The sequence below is a fragment of the Metabacillus sp. KJ11-3 genome (assembly GCF_055808295.1).
This window is the reverse complement of the sequence record NZ_CM147865.1, coordinates 3,575,373-3,592,654: the sequence shown is the minus strand read 5'-3', so window position 1 is coordinate 3,592,654 and position 17,282 is coordinate 3,575,373. Positions and strand designations below refer to the sequence as shown.

Here is a 17,282-nt window from a genome sequence, read left to right as displayed (position 1 = left end):
GCAAGCATTGCGTGCTTCTAAAAACCCACTTAAACAAATTAAGTAGGTTCTAAGTTCATAAGTAAATATTAAGCTAACAGATTTTACGAAAGATCTTCCACGAGTGCCAAGGTGCTAAATCCAGCAAGCCACACCAGCTTTATGCTTGAGAGATAAGAAGAAGCGCACTCAAAACAACACAGTCTTCTTCTTAACGGGGAAGACTTTTTATTTTGCCTTAGAAGATAAGGAACGCTTTCTCTCATGTCCATAATGATTAATTCAAACTTTAGGAGTGACAAACATGAGCAAACGAATTGAAACGAAATTAGCCCAAATTGGTAACAGAAGTGAAAATGTAACAGGTACTGTAAACCCTCCAGTTTATTTTTCTACAGCATATCGTCATGCAGGGATTGGAGAATCAACAGGGTTTGATTATATACGTACAGGAAATCCAACCAGATTGCTTGTAGAGCAGGCAATTGCTGACTTAGAGCATGGTGATCGGGGATTTGCTTTCAGCTCGGGAATGGCTGCCATCCAAACGATCATGGCTTTATTTCAAAGTGGAGATGAACTAATCGTCTCATCTGATTTATATGGTGGAACATATCGATTATTTGAAAGAGAGTGGAGAAAGTACGGACTATCTTTTCAATACGATGATTTCACAAATCCAGCGGAAACAGAAAAGTTAATCAATGAAAAAACAAAAGCACTATTTATTGAAACACCAACAAATCCATTAATGCAGGAAACAGATATAAAGGAATTAGCAGCAATTGCAAAAAAACATGAGATCTTAGTGATTGTGGATAATACCTTCTATACTCCTGTTCTTCAAACACCAATATTAGTTGGTGCTGATATTGTGATTCACAGTGCAACAAAATATTTAGGCGGACATAATGATGTACTTGCCGGTTTAGTTGTAACCAAAGGGCAGGAACTGAGTGATGAGTTTTTTCAGCACCAAAATGCGATCGGAGCGGTGTTATCTCCATTCGATTCATGGTTATTAATGAGAGGGATGAAAACATTATCTCTTCGTATGAGACAGCACCAGCAAAATGCTCAGCAGGTTGCACAATTTTTAGAGGAGCATCCTGATGTACTCGATGTTCTTTATCCGGGAAAAGGTGGAATGCTTTCTTTCCGTTTGCAGGATGAAGCATGGGTAAATCCATTCCTTAAAAACTTGAAAACCATTTGTTTTGCAGAAAGTTTAGGTGGTATTGAAAGTTTCATTACGTACCCGGCTACCCAAACACATATGGACATACCTGAAGAAATTCGCATTGCAAATGGTGTCTGTAACAAGTTATTGCGTTTTTCAGTAGGTGTTGAGCATGCGGAAGATATTATAGAAGATCTTACACAAGCATTTAAAGCAATGAAGGGAGCTGTAGCAGTTGAGCAATCATAATTGGTCATTTCAAACAAAACTACTTCATAATGAATCAAAGGTGGATCATAGCACAGGATCGGTAAGTGTGCCTATTCACCATTCTTCCACCTTTCATCAATTTAATATTGATGAGTTTGGGAAGTATGATTATGCCCGTTCAGGAAATCCGACACGCGAAGCTTTGGAACAAGCTATCGCAGAATTAGAGGGTGGATCAAGAGGGTTGGCATTTTCTTCAGGAATGGCTGCTATTTCAACAGCATTCTTATTATTATCGCAAGGTGATCACGTATTGGTCACCGAGGATGTATATGGCGGGACATTTCGGATTATTACAGATGTATTAACTCGTTTTGGAATTGAGCATACATTTGTTGATATGACAGATCTTCATCAGGTTGCATCTGAAATTAGACCAAATACGAAAGTGATCTATATGGAAACACCTTCAAATCCGTTGTTAAAGGTAACGGACATTCAAGGTATTGTGAATTTAGCAAAAGCCAATAATTGTTTAACCTTTTTAGATAATACGTTTTTGACACCAGAACTTCAAAGACCATTAGAGCTTGGTGTGGATGTTGTGCTTCATAGTGCAACGAAGTTTTTAGCAGGTCATAGTGATGTACTTGCAGGACTTGCGGTTGTAAAAGACCCTGAGCTTGGGGATCGCTTATATAAACTACAAAATGCATTCGGAGCAGTTCTTGGTGTGCAGGATGCATGGTTAGTTCTTAGAGGGTTAAAAACATTGCATGTAAGATTGCAGCAATCACAAGCTTCCGCATTAAAGATCGCTGAGTTTTTAGCTGACCATCCAAAGGTGGTTGAAGTATACTACCCGGGCTTAAGCTTTCATCCGGGACATGATACACAGCGATATCAAGCAGACGGACCTGGTGCGGTTTTATCATTTAAACTAGCGGATGGAGATGCAGTAAGAACGTTGGTGGAGAATGTTGAGCTTCCTGTTTTCGCTGTAAGCTTAGGAGCGGTTGAATCAATTCTTTCCTATCCGGCAAAAATGTCGCATGCAGCAATGCCGCCAGCTGAACGTGAAAAACGTGGGATTTCTGATGGATTGCTTCGATTAAGTGTAGGGTTAGAAAAGGTGGATGACTTAATTAAGGATTTTGATGCAGCATTGGAGAAGCTTCCGACTGTGAAGAAGAAGGAAAATGTGAATGCATAAGTTAAGAAGAGAGCTAACTTTTTGTAAAATGGACCCTATAAAATAGACAGTTTTAAAAAAGAGGCTTGTCCTTGAATTTTTTACTGACTCTGTTTTGCAGGGTCTTTTTTTTGTTATATTTTAATTATTCAAATAGGTGAGGGTGTAAAATGGGGAAAAACAAATTTTCAGAAGAACAACAAAAACAGCTACTGTCCAATCCTTTCATCGAAAAAGTAAGTGATTCAAGTATATCTTACACAAAAGAATTTAAAGAACGATTTTATCAGGAATACCAATCTGGAAAAGGACCATCGGCTATTCTGCGTGATATGGAAATTGATCCTACTCTTTTAGGGAAAAGAAGAAAGGACAGTCTAGTTCAAAGAGTTAAAGATTATGCAGAACGAATAGATGGCTATCAAGACATGAGAGGTAAAAATTCTGGTCGTCATTCCATTAAGGAATTATCAAATACGGATCGAATAAAACGTTTGGAACATCAAATAAGGTACCTAAAACAAGAGAATGAATTTCTAAAAAAAACAGAATTTCTAGACAGACAGGCAGAATGGAAGGAAAACCAGAAGCAACGCCAGAAGAAAAATTCAGACTCATCGAAGAAATGACTCTGAGAGATAATAATGAGCTTAATATCAATTGGCTTTGTGAAATGGCAGGTGTGTCTAGAAGTGGTTATTACAACTGGCTTAAGTCCGCAGATAAACGCAGAAATAAAGATGAGCAGGATAAAAAGGATTTTGAATTAATTTTGGAAGCTTATCGATTTCGTGGATATGACAAAGGTAGACGCGGTATATATATGCGCCTTCTGCATATGGGCTTAAGGATGAATCAAAAGAAAATCAGCCGCCTAATGAAAAAGTTCAATTTGTTTTGTCCAATCAGAAAAGCAAACCCCTACAGAAGAATGGCTAAAGCATTGAAGACAGATACCATATCAGAAAATATAGTAAATCGGGAATTTGAAAAGCATGGTGCCGGGAAAATATTCCTTACAGATATAACATATCTTTATTACAATAATGGCCGTAAGGCTTATCTTTCCGTCATAAAGGATGCCTTCACGAAACAGGTGCTGGCGTACGTTCCAAGTGAGTCACTTGAAGTCGATTTTGTATTAGAAACAATCAAAATCCTACTAGAAAACCACGGTGATAGCTTAGAAACTGATGCCATTGTCCATTCTGACCAAGGATGTCATTATACAAGCATCTCTTTCCGCCAACTGTTAAAAGATAAGGAACTTAGGCAATCCATGTCCCGACGTGGTAACTGCTGGGACAACGCACCGCAGGAATCATTTTTTGGGCATATGAAGGATGAAATCAATTTGAAAAACTGTGGTAGTTATACAGATCTCCGTCAGGAGATTGATAACTACATAGATTATTATAATAATGACCGGTATCAATGGAAACTAGCAAAGCTCTCCCCTAACCAATATGCAGAATATCTGAAAACAGGTGAATATCCACTTAAAATATGACAGAATCATCGACATTGACGTCATTGTCCGATTCTTCATTCAAGCTATAATGGATTTCGTATAATTCTTTCTTCAAGCGCTGCCCGTATCGATTCCGTAGAACGGGTAACCACTCATCTTTGATTAGTGATTGAGGATTACTTTCGGGATCCATAATATCTTGAAAATACACAGCATAGGATAAATCGTCAAAATCATACTTTAGGATCCATTTTAGTACGTAGAAAAGATAAGCCATGTCAGTAACAAAGGTAACAGGTTCCGACATCTGTACATAAAACCACTGCCATTTTGAGTCATCCAATTGTTTACAATACCTCTGAATGTAACAAGGAACACTTTCTCCCAGCATAAATACGCGAAAGCTATCAATTGACTTTATAAAACATCTATTCATAAATAATTTTAAGACACGGATAAAATTTAAGAACCAGTAACTTTCTAAAGGCAGAAGAGTTACTGGTTCTTTTGTCGTATCTCCTCCTTAACGGAAGAATACGATATTAATTCTCAAAATTTAAGGCCTTTTTTTCAAAGTGTCCTTGACATAGGGACCACTTCATTGAGGTTAGCTCTTTCTTTTGGTGTGCCAGGCATGGCAACTATCTAGGTGGTGAAAGTCCACTGTGGGGGTACACATCGACCAACCACTAAGGAAGCGCAAGGTACTTATCGTGAGATAAGGGCTGGAGGAAGCGTGGAATAAAATCTTGGCTCGACGAACAGAAATCTGATACTAAGGCTTTACAAAGGGATAAGACTCCCAAACAAGTTAAAGTCCAAAAGATGTGCGTAACTTTGTAAAGTAGATCAGGCGAGTAAAAGAGGAAAGATGGTTGTCTTACCCTGGGAGATCTTGCGGATGTACAAAGGGTACAGTCGAAAAAGGTTAGCCGCAAGAAGTCAGCAGAAGCCATAGTAGTGAAGTAATTTCATGAAGGGCTGAACAATTTATAGTGTTTCAACACCACGAATGCGTAAGTGACATACTCCGAATGTGTTAATGGTGAAAGTATGAGAGTACCTCAAAGGATAACCAAAATGGAGCTATCACTTACTACGTGAGAGGAAAGGAGAAACGAGTGTGGAACTTTTAGAACAAATTCTAAGTAATCAAAATATGAATGAAGCCTACTTGCGTGTATATAAAAACAAAGGTGCTAGTGGGGTCGATGGAATAACGGTCAATGAACTGAAACAATATCTGAGAGAGAACAAGGATGAGCTACGTCAGCGCATCAGAACAAGAAAGTACCAACCACAAGCTGCCTTAAGAGTGGAGATCCCAAAAGAAAATGGTAAGATGCGCAAATTGGGAATACCAACAGTAGTGGATAGGGTAGTTCAACAAGCCATTCATCAAGTTCTCAGTCCAATATTTGAAAAGCAATTCAGTGAATTCAGTTATGGCTTTAGACCAAAAAGAAGTTGTGAGATGGCAATTATTAAAAGCTTGGAATTTCTAAATGATGGATACGATTGGATTGTGGATATTGACCTTGAAAGATTTTTCGATACAGTTCATCACGATAAACTCATGCGGATCATCTCTAATACAATAGATGATGGAGATGTCATTTCCCTAATAAGGAAATATCTTGTCAGTGGAGTTATGGTGAATGGGAAATATGAAGAAACACCAGTTGGAACTCCGCAAGGAGGAAACCTAAGCCCACTGCTTAGTAATATTATGTTGAACGAACTTGATAAGGAGCTAGAAAGTAGAGGACTCCAATTCGTGAGATACGCTGATGATGCCCTAATCTTCGTGAAGAGTGAGAAAGCAGCGAATAGAGTGATGGAATCAATTGTGAGATTTATAGAAAATAAATTAGGGTTAATAGTCAACGGAGAAAAGAGTAAAATCTCCCGTCCAAAAGATTTGAAATTCTTAGGATTTGGATATTATTACGATTTTAAGAATGAGAAATACCAAGTAAAACCCCATTCAACGTCAATACAAAAATTTCAAAGGAAGCTTCGAAAATTAACAAAGCGAAATTGGAGTGTTTCGCTAGACTACCGAACCTTAAAACTAAAACAAGTCATACTTGGGTGGGTTAACTACTTTAGAATCTCGAATATGAAAAAAGCAATGACTGAGATAGATAAGAAGCTTCGCTCCAGAATTAGAGTCATCATATGGAAGCAATGGAAGGTATCGAAGAAACGAATCAAATCGCTTATCCAATTAGGAATCCCTGAGGGAGAGGCGAAGGGATTAACCTTCTGTCGAAGAGGTTATCGATACATCGGTTTATCGAAAGTTGTTCAAAGAGCAATCTCAAACAAAAGACTAAAGCAGAGGGGTCTTCCCTCTGCTTTAGATCATTATCTAAAAGTACACACTGTAATATAAATTGAACCGCCGTATACGGAACCGTACGTACGGTGGTGTGAGAGGGGCGAAAATAATTAGATTATTTTTCCTCTACTCGATCTTATAAGCTCTATTATTTTTTGTGCAGGAAGAGGTTGACTAAAATAATATCCTTGAAAATCTGTACAACCCTTAGATAATAGGAAGTCCAGCTGTTCCTTTGTTTCAACACCTTCTGCAATAATTTGAATATTCAACTCACGAGCAAGAGTAATAAGGGCTGAAACAATGGCTGCATCTTCCTGGTTATTAGGAAGAGTTGAAATAAATGACCGGTCAATTTTAATTGTATCAATCCGAATTTGTCTTAGATACGTAATTGAAGCATAACCTGTACCGAAATCATCAATCGAAATTTTTACTCCTAAATCCTGCAATCGTTTCACAGAATGTTGGATATGCTGATTATGTTGGTTGAGAACACTTTCAGTGATTTCAATTTCTAAACAATTGGGAGGAAGCTCAAATTCAGATAATGTTTCTTCTACAAGTACTGGAATGTCAGTAAGGATAAACTGATTGATTGAGACATTAACCGCTATAGGGACAAGTGGATACTGCTGTTTCTTCCACTCGTGGAGTTGCCTGCATGCTTCCCAAATGACCCAACTACCTAATTCTTCGATAAAGCCACTTTCCTCTGCTGAAGGGATAAAATGAGCTGGACCGACTAATCCTTTTTCGGGATGATTCCAACGGATTAAGGCCTCAAAACCGATTACTTTCCCTATCTCTGCATTCATCTTAGGTTGATAATATAGTTCGAATTGGTTCTTACTTAATGCATGGCGAAGCTCCTCGTTAAGCATGAATAACTCAATTCCTCGCTCTGTCATGGATTCATCATACAATGCGACAGACTTACCGCCAGCTCCCTTTCTTTGATACATAGCAATATCGGCATTCTTAATGAGAAGATCTAAGGAGTTTCCATGATCCGGAAAAATACTAATCCCAATACTTGCAGTAACATGAAATTCTCGATTTTCTATTATAATAGGCTTTCTGATTTCATGAATAATTCTTTCTGCAATCGTAAATAAAAGTTTTTTATCAGAAACATCCCGTAAAAGAAGGACAAATTCATCGCCGCCCATACGAGATACAATATCTCCATCACGCACATGATCGGTAATTCTTTTGGCAACTTGTTGAAGAAGCTTGTCACCGAATGCATGACCAAATGAATCATTAATCGGTTTGAAACGATCTAAGTCCATGACTAAAATCGCAAATTTCGTTTTATTTTCCTTCGTTTCTTGAATAATGTCTTGGGAAATATCATGAAGGAAACGAATGTTATAAAGATCTGTTAATATGTCATGAGATGCTAAATAATGGATTTCCTGCTCTTTTATATTTCGTTCCAATGCGAGACCGGAAAGATAGCTAAAAGCATTTAACAACTCAATTTCGTAGCGTTCAGGTGCACGAACTTGAGGATGATAAATAGCGAATGTTCCTAAGAGAACACCTTTAGTCGATAAAATTGGCATTGACCAACACGAATGGATCCCATGATCTAATGCAAAGCTTCTCCATTTTTCCCAATTAGGATCGGTCTCTACATTTGAGGTAATTGTTAACTTTTTTGTGTAGGCAGCATGCCCACAGCAAGCATTGTTAGACATAACAGGAAACTGGTCTACCCGTTCCAAAAATGATGAAGGAAGTTTGGAAGCATATGCCACACGAAGCCAATTATGTTCTTTTTCATAAAGCATAATCGAACAATAACTTTGATTTGACAGCATCTCAACAGTTTCAACGATACCTTGTAGAATCTTTTGAATAGGTTCTCCAGACGCAATTCTTTCTAAATATCTGTACTGAAAAACTTTTACATGTTCACTTAGTTTTTGATCTGTTATATCTCTGGCAACTCCATGAATTCCTATTAATTTTCCATTTAACATAGAGGGGATTGTTGTAATTTGTAAGTCAACAAGTATACGATCTTTTCTCACAATCTTTGCTTCATGTGTTTGAGTTCGTCCGTATTTAACATGATCAAACTTCTCCATTATGAACGGAAGGTTATCCTTTGCAATAACAGATTTAAAGTGATGACCAATAAGCTCATCTTTATGATATCCAGTGATTTTTTGAAGCTCCTGATTTATATCTAGAAAAATCCCATCTGTATCTAGTGAAAAGACACCATAGGGATGGTGTTCAAATATAGATTTATATGTTTGATTACTGCTTAATAAATCAGTTATATCCCGACCGATGACGACAATTGTATCGGGATTTCCGAGTGAATTGTAGACAGGGGTTTTTATGACTTCAAATATATGATCCTTTCCGTTGATTGTAATAATTTCTTCTATTTTAATTTGTCTTCCTTCATCCCATGCTTTCTGGTCAGAGGATGCAAAGTCAGGTGCGAAAGGAGCAATGCCAGCACTTAGATGTCCTAGTTCTTCATCTGTTTTACCTTCATAAGAATGTTCATCTAACCCGAAAATATCAAGTGTACGCTGATTTGTTTTGATCCAACGACCCTTGTAATCCTTCAATACGATAATATCAGGACTTGTATCAATAATTTTTGTTAAGATTTCTTTCTGATCAAGTGCCATTGGTTATCCTTCTTCTTTCGTTTTTATGAATATACGTATGGATATTATACTATACAGAATTATCTGGGAACTAGCACTCTATGTTGGTATATATAGGAAACTTGTCAAGATTCATATGCATGTACAGAGAGGTTTCATCATATATAAAAAAGAGCTATCGCTTTACCTAAAATTTCAAAGGGGGAACAGAGATGAAAAAAATGCGTCATAGCTTGGTATTTATCCTACTCCTTGCCTTCATGTTGGTCATGGCTGCCTGTAATAGTGGTGCTGATTCAGGGAATACGAATGAAGAAGAGGGCACAAACGGATCTGAAAATAATTCAGGTGATAAGCAAGATTTAAGCTTATTAACAGGTGGTACAGGTGGAACTTATTATCCACTCGGCGGCCAGATCGGAAAAATTATTACCGACAACACAAATGCAAATATAACACCACAAACATCAGGTGCCTCAGCTGAAAACATGGAAACCTTAAGAGCTGGAGAAGCGGAAATAGCATTTTCACAAACAGACATTGCCGCATATGCCATTGATGGATTAGAAATGTTCGAAGGAAATGCGATTGATAATATTCAAGCAATTGGATCGTTATATCCTGAAACAGTTCAACTTGTCACAACGAAAGATAGCGGTATTACATCCGTAGAAGACTTAAAGGGAAAAGCAGTATCAGTAGGTGCTCCAGGTTCCGGGGCATATATCAATGCCATGCAAGTGTTAGAGGCTCATGGATTAACAGATAAAGATATTAAACCTCAAAACCTATCATTTGATGAATCGACTGATGGCATTCAAGCCGGAACCATCGACGCAGCATTCATAACAGCAGGGACGCCAACAGGAGCGGTAGAAGCACTATCAGCCCAAAACGATATCGTGATAGTTCCATTTGCAGAAGATAAAATACAAGCATTAATTGATCAGTATCCCTATTATGCACAAGATACAGTTGCTGCAGGAACATATAAGATAGAAGAAGATGTACCAACAGTCGCTGTAAAGGCGATGCTTGTTGTAACAAAGGACTTAGATGAAGAGCTAGTCTATGAGATGACAAAATCACTATTTGAGAACACAGATAAAATTACGCATGCTAAAGGTGAATTGATTACACCTGAGACTGCACTTGAAGGATTAGGAAATCTGGAATTACATCCAGGTGCAGCGAAATATTTTGAAGAAAAAGGGATACAGTAGTAGAAATAGAATTCCAGAGTTTTGAAGAATAATGATGAGAATCGTGTCAAAATGGGAGGGTTTTGTCATATGATAAATCCATTTTGACATGATTCAAATATTTTCTGGGAAATAAGTCGAACAGTGATAGAGAAGAAGTGTTGACTTGAGGTAGGTAACTGAATATAATAGAATATGTAGCTTAAAGTGTTACATAAAATAATATATTGATCCGATAGTTCAGTGGGAGAACACTACCTTGACAGGGTAGGGGTCGGGGGTTCGAATCCCTCTCGGATCATCAGAGTAAAGCTTCAGTTCCTGGTTTAGGAATTGAAGCTTTTTTGTTATTTATATCAGCTAAATGTCTTTACTATTTTGGTGATTTTTTTAATTTTCCTTAGTTGAGTCTCTCTTACGGATCTTCATTTACTGTAATTTCACTCTATCGATAAGTGTTATTAACACGTCTTGGAGTATAAAATACTTTATCCATATCTTTTCTTCCTCAATCTGGCCGGATTGTATTATAAGGTTAACCAAATATTTCTGGTTGAGTATTTTTTATATCGATATATGCTAACTGTAGCCGGGGTAGAACGTATGGCTCGTGGGACTATGATCCCGTCCGCAAAACAGTTTCACCTCCTACTTGTAGAAACATGTTTGAGGCTAGTTGGGACTAAGATCTCGTATAACAAGTGAAGCTATGTTACTGCAGGGATGATTTATGGGTACCGGTAATTAGATGGATAATTAGGAAGAGTTTCCTAAATGTGATTGAATACGTTCGTCCCTTCAATTCACTTTTCATCAAATTGTTTTAATTCTGTTTTAGAGTTTAATTGAAATACACCGTAAGAACCAGGCACTAGAAAAAATTTTAATCATATATAGGTGATATCCAGTTCTATTTGATGAGGAGGATATCATGGAACCAATGTTACCTATGGAAAAATATTTCAGTAAGTTTGAACTAGTATATTCATTTTATGGAGCAATGCCTACAGGTGTTAGTGTGACAGAAACCAATCGCATTTTCATTTGTTTTCCGAAATGGGGAGACGATGTTAAATTTACGGTAGCGGAAATTGTTGAGGATAAACTGCAGCCTTATCCTAATTTACAAACCAATTTGGTTAACCCTGAGAATATAACAATGACTTTCATCAGTGTCCAAAGTGTAGTTGCAGATGGAAGGGGAACGCTTTGGGTATTAGATACAGCGGCACCCAATTTTTCTGAACCCATTAAAGGTGGGGCAAAATTAGTCGCTGTGGATTTAGAAACCAATACAATAAGAAAAGTATATACTTTTACAGAAGATGTTGTCCTGCCTACAACTTATCTGAATGATGTCCGTTTTGATTTTCGTGTTGGAAAAGCAGGTTATGCCTATATAACGGATTCTTCTTCTACAGGACCAGGAGCAATTATCGTCGTAGATTTATCAAATGGAAACGCGTTTAGACGGTTAAATGGTGCAAATTCAACTTCACCCGATCCCTATTTTTTACCGAAAGTAGAAGGTCAATTTTTAATGAATCGAAACAAAGATGGTTCAACTTATCCATTTAGATTGGCTTCTGATAGTCTTGCGATTTCTCCAGATGGAAAGATATTATATTTTGCTCCACTAACAAGTCGTCATTTGTTCTCGATCTCAACAGAAGCCTTGAGAGACAGAACGATACCAGATATGAATTTAACTTATCATGTGGAGTATTGGGGAGAAAAAGGTGCGTCTGATGGAATGATTACCGATGCAAGGGGAACTGTTTATGCTGGAGATTATGAAAACAACAGTATATGTAAAATATTGCCAAATGGCATAATGGAAACTATCGCACATGATCCGAGAATTTTGTGGCCGGATACTTTTTCAATTAGTCCGGATCAATATTTATATGTCATTGTGAACCAATTACATCGGCAGCCTAGATTTCATTATGGAAAAGACCTACGCCAGAAACCTTATAGTTTACTTCGTATGAAAATTGATGAATTTCCTGCTCCGACCTTTTCATAATAAAAATAGTCAATTAAATGTTTTCATTATACAGTGTTAAACAAACACTAATTAAGCAAGAAGTATTAATTTTATTACTTCTGCGAAATAAAATCACATTGGTTTACTAGGAACAGTTTATCTGGTAATTGTTATACTGTTCCTTGGGGTTGTTTGTAATGTAGATAAGTTCAATGCTGTATTGATATTATTTAAATCTAAACTGATCTGTTTGTTTGTATGCCAAGCATGGTACCATCCTTTTTCTACCATATATGTGATATTTGGCTATGGCATAAAACAATATAGAAAGGTTAAAGCAATCTCATAATAATTTACACGATAATGTAGTAATAGGTAGAAATCCAAATTCATTTGGTGGGGAAATGGAGAATTTATATTTATAGTAGAGGAACTATTTTTATTAATTAAAATAGTTCCTCTACTAGGTTATAGGGTCGGTAAATTCATTGCTGTATTAATATTTTGTAAATTAAGTTGAATTTGTTCTTTGGTATCATAAGCATGATACCATCCTTTTGAGACCATATAGTTCGATATTTTTTCATGCATGTCGAGGGCTTCCTCTAGGTGGCGAGTAAGAGTGTGTTTAATTTCAGGTGTACCTGCTTCGGTAACTGCCATTGCATAGTTTCTAACACCACTTTTTGCTGAAATCAATAAGTCAGTGGCTATGACTTGATCAGACATCGCATTCATTCCAGTTAAATTTTCTATCATTGAGTTCATGTTTTTTCATCTCCTAACTAGTGCATTCCTTGTGCTTTAGATAAAATAGAAGAATATTCATCTAACTGACGACTTGATATCGTAATGTCCTGCTGCATGATATCTTTTAGCTCTTGATCGGATACGAGAGCTCTCATCGTTTTAGACTTTGTTAAACAGGTTGTTTTAAATGAGGCTATTTCCTGAACCTCAAGCACTTCATGTAAAGCATAATCCATTCTTAAATTCTCCTTCCTTATGGTTTTAATACGACTTTAATACAATTGTCTGTTTTTGTGTCGAAAATTTCATAACCACGTTTCGCTTCACTTAGTGGAAGAACGTGACTGACAACATCACCCGGATCAATCTTGCCAGTGGAAACTAATTCAAACATGTATGGCATATAGTGGATCATCGGAGCTTGTCCTGAGCGTATGTTTACATTACGCTGCATGATATCTCCTAGTGGGAATCCATTATATCGACCACCGTACACACCTGTAATTTGGATGGTCCCTCCTTTACGAACGGCTTGGGAAGCCATTACAATTGCACTCATGGCGCCACCTTGAAGCTTTAATCCTGTAGCTAGGAACTCCATTTCGGTCATTTTTCCATCCATGCCAACTGCATCAATGACAACATCCGCTCCGCCTTTTGTGATTTCCTTCAGGTAACTTCCTACATTCTCATGGTCTTCAAAATTAACGATCTCTACTTTATTTGTACGTTTCGCATGTTCTAAACGGTATTTGACATAATCTACAGCTATTACTCGTTTTGCTCCTTTTAACCAACAAAACTTTTGAGCAAAAAGGCCAACTGGTCCACAACCTAGAACAATCACAGTATCTCCACTTTTTACACCTGCATTATCAACACTCCAAAAGCCAGTGGACATTGCATCTGCAATAACACTTAATTTCTCATCAGGTTCTTCACAGGTTTCTGGTATTTTAAAATGAGTAAAATTGGCAAAAGGAACTCTTAAGTATTCAGCTTGACCACCTGGGTAACCACCTGTAGTACCCGAATAACCGAAATAGGCCCCCATATCACCATTATCATTTGAATTATCACATTGACTCTCAAGGTTGCTTTTACAATATTGGCATTCACCACAGGCAATATTAAAGGGAATAATGACGCGGTCGCCTTTTTTCAATTTAGTTACTTCCGGACCAACCTCTTCAACGATCCCCATTGGTTCATGCCCTATCACATAGTCTTCTTGCATATTAGGAATCATTCCATGAATTAAATGTAAATCAGATCCACAAATTGCCGTACTTGTTACTTTAATAATCATGTCGTCGGGCTTTTGGATTTTTGGATCTTCAACTTCTTTCACTTCAACATTTTTGATGCCTTGATATGTTACGGCCTTCATACTATATAACCTCCAATATTAATGTTCATCGGGTGTACGGTCAAACATACCTTTTCGATTGGTCTCAACAGGAAATAGATTCATGTTTCCAACCATAATTGTGTTATTTGCAGAAAGCTGATCCAATTTATATTGCTCTTTTAAATCATGTGGATGAAACCATTTTTTCTCAACCATAAGCTCCGTAATTTCTTGATGCATGGCGATGCTTTGCATTAATTGCTTTCGCAGCATGGCTCTTAAGTCAGGTGAAGAGGTTTCGGTTAAAGCCACAGCCGTATTTCTTACTGCTTCCTTTGCACGAATAAGAAAATCCATTGCAAAAGTTGTATCTGCAAGCTCAGGAACATGTAACGAATTTATGGGGTCTAAATAGTCATTGTTCAATGCTTGTAACCTTCCTTTCAGTTGATAATTGGAGTTGGACGATTTTGTGGGACAGGAGCTTCAAAAGGCGCACGCTGATAAATTGCCTGTAAGTCATTTAGTGACTGGATGGATTGATCTACATCTTTTTGCATTAGGTTTCTAAGGTCTTGATCAAAAGCTAGTCCTTGCATTAACTTTGATTTTGCGACACAAAGTGTTTTAAAGTTAATAACCTCATGTAAGTCCAAAGATTCGTGTGGAGCTAATTTTTGAGAATCCATTCAAAGTTATCCTCCTTTTTAATCTAGTGCTTGAGTATTTTTCCCGACATAGGATAATTAACTCTGAAAAAATATTTGTGAAATTGGTATAAAAATTTGGAGGCAACTTAGATGATTTGATGTAGGATTTTAAAACGAAAAGAGTAATCAGAAAGAAGACATTGAACAATTAATGGCCATACTCTAAATGTTTGGCCAACTAATAAAATTAAAAGCTAAAGGTAAATTAATTAATAAAATATTTATATTAAGGATTTGTTGCATAATCAGCAGTTTTTACGAGTATAGACTAGCTATGCTGTCTTTATTATTAAAGGGAGGGAGAAATATTTACTTAATCATCTCGTAAGCATTTATAAAGGGGTTTACCTCATATTCCTTCAATAATCATTTATACAACCAGACTATTAATTAGAAAAAGCAAGCGTCTTTTACCGAATAATTGACAAAAAATTTAAAAAATTGATATAAATAATACCAAATTAAGAAAGTACCCAAATTTAATGAGTACTTTACTAATCCTTATTCAGCTGAAAAATTAGGTTTATATAATTTATTAAATATCCTAGTTATCCATTTGGATATTAATAGGACAAATATGTAACAGATAAATAAATGAAAATAATTTATATTACCGTACATTCTAAAAAGGCCAATATTTACTAATATAGGCTTTAAAATAAATGCAAATATAGCAGCCAGTATTATTGCGTATATGTAATAATTTTTCTGATTATTTAATGTCCATTGATAAATAAGCATAAAAGCCACTGGCACTAAGGAGGTGTCTAATGAAATGCTTGGCAAAGAAGGGATTACTTGATAAGGGTAATGCCAATAACCTCTATTTATACCGTAAAGATCGATAAAGGTAAAAAAACATGAACGTTATATCCAAAAAAACCAATTAGAAATACTTTGCTCCGATCAATTTTGAAGTAAAGAATTATCAGGGGCACTAAAAGAATAGCAATCAGAACCCAAAATTGCCACGTAAGAGGGTTAGAGTAGTCTACCCAATAATTAATTAATGAATCAGTATTCTCTTTTCTACCATAAAGAATATTGTCAAATTCATGTAAACGATCCAAAATGGTTCCTCCTTATTTTTATTAATTATACATTTAGTATAACCCCCAAAAACGTTCCTTATTTATTATTACTTTGAGCGGAGTTGCATTTCTAAGGAGTTTTACCAAAAAAGTAGAGGGAGGATAAAAAGATCAGCATAAAATTGATACCGGGTAAAGTTCTGAGAAGTAACGTTTTGTGTAATCCTATTTTGTAATTATTCTGAAAAACCATCTTTGAAAGATACGCGAAAGAAAATAACTCATATACATTGTTATAAAACTCCAATACCATGACCATTTGTTATACTTAATTAAGTTAGTATATTTTACTGCAATAATTTCAAAGATCGTTATTATTGATGTATGAAAACTGTAATAAAGGACTTTTATTATTTTGGGTTTATTTTCAGGATAATACAAATTAAACAATGCACACAATCCTGGATATACAAAGTATTCAAAAGTGAAACTTGATTTAATTGTTTTTTTGAAAAATAAACGATTGGGATAGGTAATTAAATCCTTCTCTACTACTAGTAAACCAAAGAGCCAAGTAATTACTTGTTTAAATAAGAACGAAACTATTGCTTCACGAATCCTTTTTCTTGGTACAAACTTGATTAATAATACTGAAGTAACTATCCAGGCTAAGAGCTCTATTGAATTATCTAATATTTTCTTCATGAATTATCACCCAACAATTAGGATTACCTATAATGGGAATTGTATTAGTAATAAAACTAAAGGCTGTTTTAACATACTTTGTTGGTCTTTATGAAGATATCGAAATCATCAGATTGAAGACATTGAACAACTAGTGGCCATACTTTAAAAGTATGGCCACTAATAAAATTTAAATATAAAGGAAAATTAATTAAAAAAATATTTATTTATACTATGGGTTTGTTGAGAGTTTAAGTCGAGAAACCTCCAAATTAAGCTACCTGCATTATTGATTAAATATCAATAGAACCTAGTGCTGATTTGGTATACTCAACCGCATGAGTTACGGCTTCCAGATCGGCTACATCTGCTGTTGTTACTGTTATTTTTAATCTACACCCATCTCATCTAGAATAAATAATGAATCATAAATTAAAATTTACGATTGACATCCTTAACTGTAATGATTAAAATTACAGTAAGGTATTAAAAAAAATTTACAAAGTGAAACTGTAAGTTAATCTGTTACACAAAATATTTTTGATTCCG

General features: G+C 36.1%; 17 protein-coding genes and 1 tRNA gene. 8 read left to right on the top strand and 10 right to left on the bottom strand.

Annotated elements, in window-relative coordinates:
- The first annotated feature begins 283 nt into the window (after window positions 1-283).
- The 4 genes from AC0L8O_RS17835 to AC0L8O_RS17820 all read left to right on the top strand — a co-directional run bounded on the left by AC0L8O_RS17835 (window position 284) and on the right by AC0L8O_RS17820 (window position 4,071).
- Entirely contained in the window at window positions 284-1,408 is a 1,125-nt protein-coding gene (locus AC0L8O_RS17835; RefSeq protein WP_473444231.1) for a methionine biosynthesis PLP-dependent protein, read from the top strand.
- Window positions 1,395-2,582 (top strand): cystathionine beta-lyase, encoded by a 1,188-nt coding sequence (metC, locus tag AC0L8O_RS17830; RefSeq protein ID WP_473444229.1) that lies wholly within the window; start codon window positions 1,395-1,397, stop codon window positions 2,580-2,582. Before AC0L8O_RS17835 ends, metC begins: the two co-directional genes overlap by 14 nt.
- A gap of 149 nt (window positions 2,583-2,731) precedes the next feature.
- A complete protein-coding gene (locus AC0L8O_RS17825; RefSeq protein ID WP_368658272.1) occupies window positions 2,732-3,190 on the top strand; it encodes an HTH domain-containing protein in 459 nt (152 codons plus the stop codon).
- Window positions 3,133-4,071 carry an IS3 family transposase gene (locus AC0L8O_RS17820; RefSeq protein WP_368658273.1) on the top strand — a complete coding sequence of 313 codons (939 nt, stop codon included), beginning with the start codon at window positions 3,133-3,135 and terminating at the stop codon, window positions 4,069-4,071. Before AC0L8O_RS17825 ends, AC0L8O_RS17820 begins: the two co-directional genes overlap by 58 nt.
- On the opposite strand, the gene AC0L8O_RS17815 is transcribed toward AC0L8O_RS17820, so the two are convergent.
- Complete coding sequence (locus tag AC0L8O_RS17815) at window positions 4,061-4,375, bottom strand: hypothetical protein (protein WP_368658274.1); 315 nt, start codon at window positions 4,373-4,375, stop codon at window positions 4,061-4,063. The two genes, AC0L8O_RS17820 and AC0L8O_RS17815, sit on opposite strands and share 11 nt — an antisense overlap.
- Before the next feature lie 780 nt (window positions 4,376-5,155).
- Between AC0L8O_RS17815 and ltrA the strand changes: the two genes are divergently transcribed.
- Entirely contained in the window at window positions 5,156-6,430 is a 1,275-nt protein-coding gene (gene ltrA / locus AC0L8O_RS17810) for a group II intron reverse transcriptase/maturase (RefSeq protein WP_473444226.1), read from the top strand.
- A gap of 56 nt (window positions 6,431-6,486) precedes the next feature.
- Here ltrA and AC0L8O_RS17805 read toward each other — a convergent pair whose 3' ends face one another.
- Entirely contained in the window at window positions 6,487-9,036 is a 2,550-nt protein-coding gene (locus AC0L8O_RS17805; RefSeq protein WP_473444224.1) for a bifunctional diguanylate cyclase/phosphodiesterase, read from the bottom strand.
- 191 nt (window positions 9,037-9,227) lie between these two features.
- Here AC0L8O_RS17805 and AC0L8O_RS17800 point away from each other — a divergent pair, with 191 nt between their 5' ends.
- The 3 genes from AC0L8O_RS17800 (at window position 9,228) to AC0L8O_RS17790 (ending at window position 12,246) form a co-directional block, all read left to right on the top strand.
- On the top strand, window positions 9,228-10,238 hold the full coding sequence (locus tag AC0L8O_RS17800) for a TAXI family TRAP transporter solute-binding subunit (RefSeq protein WP_473444222.1): 1,011 nt from the start codon (window positions 9,228-9,230) through the stop codon (window positions 10,236-10,238).
- A gap of 208 nt (window positions 10,239-10,446) precedes the next feature.
- Window positions 10,447-10,518: transfer RNA gene (locus AC0L8O_RS17795), tRNA-Val, on the top strand.
- Window positions 10,519-11,148: 630 nt separating this feature from the next.
- Window positions 11,149-12,246, top strand: coding sequence for an L-dopachrome tautomerase-related protein (locus AC0L8O_RS17790; protein WP_473444221.1), 1,098 nt, complete (start codon window positions 11,149-11,151; stop codon window positions 12,244-12,246).
- Between the two features lie 429 nt (window positions 12,247-12,675).
- Here the strand turns inward: AC0L8O_RS17790 and AC0L8O_RS17785 are convergent, their stop codons facing one another.
- From AC0L8O_RS17785 to AC0L8O_RS17750, 8 genes are all read right to left on the bottom strand, one after another.
- Window positions 12,676-12,975: a spore coat protein gene (locus tag AC0L8O_RS17785; protein ID WP_102232322.1), complete on the bottom strand. Its 300-nt coding sequence runs from the start codon at window positions 12,973-12,975 to the stop codon at window positions 12,676-12,678.
- A gap of 17 nt (window positions 12,976-12,992) precedes the next feature.
- On the bottom strand, window positions 12,993-13,193 hold the full coding sequence (locus AC0L8O_RS17780; RefSeq protein WP_102232323.1) for a hypothetical protein: 201 nt from the start codon (window positions 13,191-13,193) through the stop codon (window positions 12,993-12,995).
- 17 nt (window positions 13,194-13,210) lie between these two features.
- On the bottom strand, window positions 13,211-14,347 hold the full coding sequence (locus tag AC0L8O_RS17775; protein WP_473444218.1) for a zinc-dependent alcohol dehydrogenase: 1,137 nt from the start codon (window positions 14,345-14,347) through the stop codon (window positions 13,211-13,213).
- Window positions 14,348-14,365: 18 nt separating this feature from the next.
- On the bottom strand, window positions 14,366-14,734 hold the full coding sequence (locus tag AC0L8O_RS17770) for a spore coat protein (protein ID WP_473444216.1): 369 nt from the start codon (window positions 14,732-14,734) through the stop codon (window positions 14,366-14,368).
- Between the two features lie 17 nt (window positions 14,735-14,751).
- Entirely contained in the window at window positions 14,752-14,997 is a 246-nt protein-coding gene (locus AC0L8O_RS17765; protein WP_473444214.1) for a spore gernimation protein GerQ, read from the bottom strand.
- A gap of 522 nt (window positions 14,998-15,519) precedes the next feature.
- The gene (locus AC0L8O_RS17760; RefSeq protein WP_473448999.1) at window positions 15,520-15,813 is read right to left on the bottom strand and encodes a hypothetical protein; all 294 of its coding nucleotides are present in this window, start codon (window positions 15,811-15,813) and stop codon (window positions 15,520-15,522) included.
- A gap of 32 nt (window positions 15,814-15,845) precedes the next feature.
- Window positions 15,846-16,088 carry a hypothetical protein gene (locus AC0L8O_RS17755; protein ID WP_473444213.1) on the bottom strand — a complete coding sequence of 81 codons (243 nt, stop codon included), beginning with the start codon at window positions 16,086-16,088 and terminating at the stop codon, window positions 15,846-15,848.
- Window positions 16,089-16,274: 186 nt separating this feature from the next.
- Window positions 16,275-16,754, bottom strand: coding sequence for a CBO0543 family protein (locus AC0L8O_RS17750; protein ID WP_473444211.1), 480 nt, complete (start codon window positions 16,752-16,754; stop codon window positions 16,275-16,277).
- Window positions 16,755-17,282 lie beyond the last annotated feature (528 nt).

Coding starts and splice junctions, on each gene's coding strand:
- AC0L8O_RS17780 (WP_102232323.1), bottom strand. CDS start 13,193: ATGGATTATGCTTTACATGAAGTGCTTGAGGTTCAGGAAATAGCCTCA.
- AC0L8O_RS17800 (WP_473444222.1), top strand. CDS start 9,228: ATGAAAAAAATGCGTCATAGCTTGGTATTTATCCTACTCCTTGCCTTC.
- AC0L8O_RS17825 (WP_368658272.1), top strand. CDS start 2,732: ATGGGGAAAAACAAATTTTCAGAAGAACAACAAAAACAGCTACTGTCC.
- AC0L8O_RS17835 (WP_473444231.1), top strand. CDS start 284: ATGAGCAAACGAATTGAAACGAAATTAGCCCAAATTGGTAACAGAAGT.
- AC0L8O_RS17805 (WP_473444224.1), bottom strand. CDS start 9,036: ATGGCACTTGATCAGAAAGAAATCTTAACAAAAATTATTGATACAAGT.
- AC0L8O_RS17765 (WP_473444214.1), bottom strand. CDS start 14,997: ATGGATTCTCAAAAATTAGCTCCACACGAATCTTTGGACTTACATGAG.
- AC0L8O_RS17750 (WP_473444211.1), bottom strand. CDS start 16,754: ATGAAGAAAATATTAGATAATTCAATAGAGCTCTTAGCCTGGATAGTT.
- AC0L8O_RS17775 (WP_473444218.1), bottom strand. CDS start 14,347: ATGAAGGCCGTAACATATCAAGGCATCAAAAATGTTGAAGTGAAAGAA.
- AC0L8O_RS17820 (WP_368658273.1), top strand. CDS start 3,133: ATGGAAGGAAAACCAGAAGCAACGCCAGAAGAAAAATTCAGACTCATC.
- AC0L8O_RS17790 (WP_473444221.1), top strand. CDS start 11,149: ATGGAACCAATGTTACCTATGGAAAAATATTTCAGTAAGTTTGAACTA.
- AC0L8O_RS17785 (WP_102232322.1), bottom strand. CDS start 12,975: ATGAACTCAATGATAGAAAATTTAACTGGAATGAATGCGATGTCTGAT.